2 tRNA genes and 1 rRNA gene are annotated in these 3,465 nt (G+C 53.9%); all 3 read left to right on the plus strand.

The annotated features are described in order from the left end of the window. The first annotated feature begins 78 nt into the window (after nucleotides 1-78). A tRNA-Ile gene (locus N787_RS11630) sits at nucleotides 79-155 on the plus strand. A gap of 10 nt (nucleotides 156-165) precedes the next feature. Beyond that, a tRNA-Ala gene (locus N787_RS11635) sits at nucleotides 166-241 on the plus strand. A gap of 235 nt (nucleotides 242-476) precedes the next feature. Continuing rightward, a 23S ribosomal RNA gene (locus N787_RS11640) occupies nucleotides 477-3,355 on the plus strand. Nucleotides 3,356-3,465 lie beyond the last annotated feature (110 nt).

Here is a 3,465-nt window from a genome sequence, read left to right on the forward strand (position 1 = left end):
CCTCCTTTTGAGCATGACGAGTCGTTGCTCGCCAGGCGTCCGCACAAGTTTCCTGCATTCCACAACGTGATCCGGCCTGGGTCTGTAGCTCAGGTGGTTAGAGCGCACCCCTGATAAGGGTGAGGTCGGAGGTTCGAGTCCTCCTAGACCCACCATTCTTGTCACGGGGCCATAGCTCAGCTGGGAGAGCACCTGCTTTGCAAGCAGGGGGTCGTCGGTTCGATCCCGACTGGCTCCACCAGTTCGGCAGTTATCGTCAGTGGAATGACAGCGCACACAAAAGATTTAGGTGGCGGGCAAGGGCCCGGCATCGTGTTCTTTGAAAACATGGGACGTAGCGAGCGTTTGAGACGAAACTGTCTACAACACGTGTCGTAGAGGCTAAGGCGGGAATCCTGGTCAAGGATTCCTTATTGAGTTTAATCGTTGTAACTATTTGCGAAAACGAATGACCTTGAGGCGACTTGAGGTTATATGGTCAAGCGAATAAGCGCACACGGTGGATGCCTTGGCGGTCAGAGGCGATGAAGGACGTGGCAGCCTGCGAAAAGCTCCGGGGAGTCGGCAACAGACATTGATCCGGAGATGTCCGAATGGGGAAACCCACTGCTTCGGCAGTATCGTGCAGTGAATACATAGCTGTACGAGGCGAACGCGGTGAACTGAAATATCTCAGTAACCGTAGGAAAAGAAATCAACCGAGATTCCCCCAGTAGTGACGAGCGAACGGGGACCAGCCCTGAAGTCTATTAGGTTCTAGCAAAACGGCTTGGAAAGGCCGGCCATAGAAGGTGATAGCCCTGTATGTGAAAGGGCCTAGTAGATGATGATGAGTAAGGCGGGGCACGTGAAACCCTGTCTGAATATGGGGGGACCATCCTCCAAGGCTAAATACTCCTGACCGACCGATAGTGAACCAGTACCGTGAGGGAAAGGCGAAAAGAACCCCGGCGAGGGGAGTGAAATAGAACCTGAAACCGTGTGCGTACAAGCAGTGGGAGCCGACTTGTTCGGTGACTGCGTACCTTTTGTATAATGGGTCAGCGACTTATTGTCTGTAGCAAGCTTAACCGTATAGGGGAGGCGAAGGGAAACCGAGTCTGAATAGGGCGCATAGTTGCAGGCAATAGACCCGAAACCGGGTGATCTAGCCATGCCCAGGGTGAAGGTCGGGTAACACCGACTGGAGGCCCGAACCCACTCCTGTTGCAAAAGTAGGGGATGAGGTGTGGCTAGGAGTGAAAAGCTAATCGAACCCGGAGATAGCTGGTTCTCCTCGAAAGCTATTTAGGTAGCGCCTCGTGCGAATCTTCTTGGGGGTAGAGCACTGTTATGGCTAGGGGGTCATTGTGACTTACCAAACCATGGCAAACTCCGAATACCAAGACAGACTACACGGGAGACACACGGCGGGTGCTAACGTCCGTCGTGAAAAGGGAAACAACCCAGACCTACAGCTAAGGTCCCCAAATTACCGCTCAGTGGAAAACGATGTGGGAAGGCACAGACAGCCAGGAGGTTGGCTTAGAAGCAGCCATCCTTTAAAGAAAGCGTAATAGCTCACTGGTCGAGTCGGCCTGCGCGGAAGATTTAACGGGGCTAAGCGGTATACCGAAGCTTAGGGTGCACACTTTGTGTGCGCGGTAGAGGAGCGTTCCGTAAGCCGTTGAAGGTAGGTTGAGAAGCCTGCTGGAGGTATCGGAAGTGCGAATGCTGACATAAGTAACGATAATGCGGGTGAAAAGCCCGCACGCCGAAAGCCCAAGGTTTCCTTGCACAACGTTAATCGGTGCAGGGTGAGTCGGCCCCTAAGGCGAGACCGAAAGGTGTAGTCGATGGGAAGCTGGTTAATATTCCAGCACCTCGCGTGACTGCGATGGGGGGACGGAGAAGGTTAGGTGTACCGGGCGTTGGTTGTCCCGGGGAAAGGAGGTAGGCATGAAGCGTAGGCAAATCCGCGCTTCTCTATGCCGAGCACCGAGACGAGTTCTATTAGGACGAAGTCACTGATACCACGCTTCCAGGAAAAGCCTCTAAGCTTCAGGTCACGCAGACCGTACCGTAAACCGACACAGGTGGGCAGGATGAGAATTCTCAGGCGCTTGAGAGAACTTGGGTGAAGGAACTAGGCAACATGGCACCGTAACTTCGGGAGAAGGTGCGCCTTCATTGGTGGCCATATGCATGGCTGAGCTGATGAAGGCCGCAGAAACCAGGCCGCTGCGACTGTTTATCAAAAACACAGCACTCTGCAAACACGAAAGTGGACGTATAGGGTGTGACGCCTGCCCGGTGCCGGAAGGTTAATTGATGGGGTTAGCGCAAGCGAAGCTCTTGATCGAAGCCCCGGTAAACGGCGGCCGTAACTATAACGGTCCTAAGGTAGCGAAATTCCTTGTCGGGTAAGTTCCGACCTGCACGAATGGCGTAACGACAGCGGCGCTGTCTCCACCCAAGACTCAGTGAAATTGAAATCGCTGTGAAGATGCAGCGTTCCCGCGGCAAGACGGAAAGACCCCGTGAACCTTTACTATAGCTTTACATTGAACGTTGAGTTCGTCTGTGTAGGATAGGTGGGAGGCTATGAAGTGTGGACGCCAGTTCGCATGGAGCCATCCTTGAAATACCACCCTGATGTGCTTGACGTTCTAACCTGGGCCCGTTATCCGGGCCGGGGACCATGTATGGTGGGTAGTTTGACTGGGGCGGTCTCCTCCCAAAGAGTAACGGAGGAGCACGAAGGTACGCTCAGCGCGGTCGGACATCGCGCACTGTGTGCAAAGGCATAAGCGTGCTTGACTGCAAGATCGACGGATCAAGCAGGTACGAAAGTAGGTCTTAGTGATCCGGTGGTTCTGTATGGAAGGGCCATCGCTCAACGGATAAAAGGTACTCCGGGGATAACAGGCTGATACCGCCCAAGAGTTCATATCGACGGCGGTGTTTGGCACCTCGATGTCGGCTCATCACATCCTGGGGCTGTAGTCGGTCCCAAGGGTATGGCTGTTCGCCATTTAAAGTGGTACGCGAGCTGGGTTCAGAACGTCGTGAGACAGTTCGGTCCCTATCTGTCGTGGGCGTTGGAGATTTGAGAGGGGCTGCTCCTAGTACGAGAGGACCGGAGTGGACGACCCCCTGGTGTTCCGGTTGTCATGCCAATGGCATTGCCGGGTAGCTATGGTCGGAAACGATAACCGCTGAAAGCATCTAAGCGGGAAGCGTGCCTCAAGATGAGATCTCCCGGGACACAAGTCCCCTAAAGGAACCATCAAGACTAGGTGGTTGATAGGTCAGGTGTGTAAGCGCAGCAATGCGTTGAGCTAACTGATACTAATGATCCGTGTGGCTTGATCATATAACCTCAAGACGCCTTACCCTCGACAGCACGTGTCGAGACAGTAACGCCTTAAACAATGTTCGCTACGTCCCCCCTTTGAGAGCGTGAGCGCATAACTCCGTCAATAC

Origin of the sequence: Arenimonas metalli CF5-1 (assembly GCF_000747155.1) — a bacterium.
Classification (GTDB): domain Bacteria; phylum Pseudomonadota; class Gammaproteobacteria; order Xanthomonadales; family Xanthomonadaceae; genus Arenimonas; species Arenimonas metalli.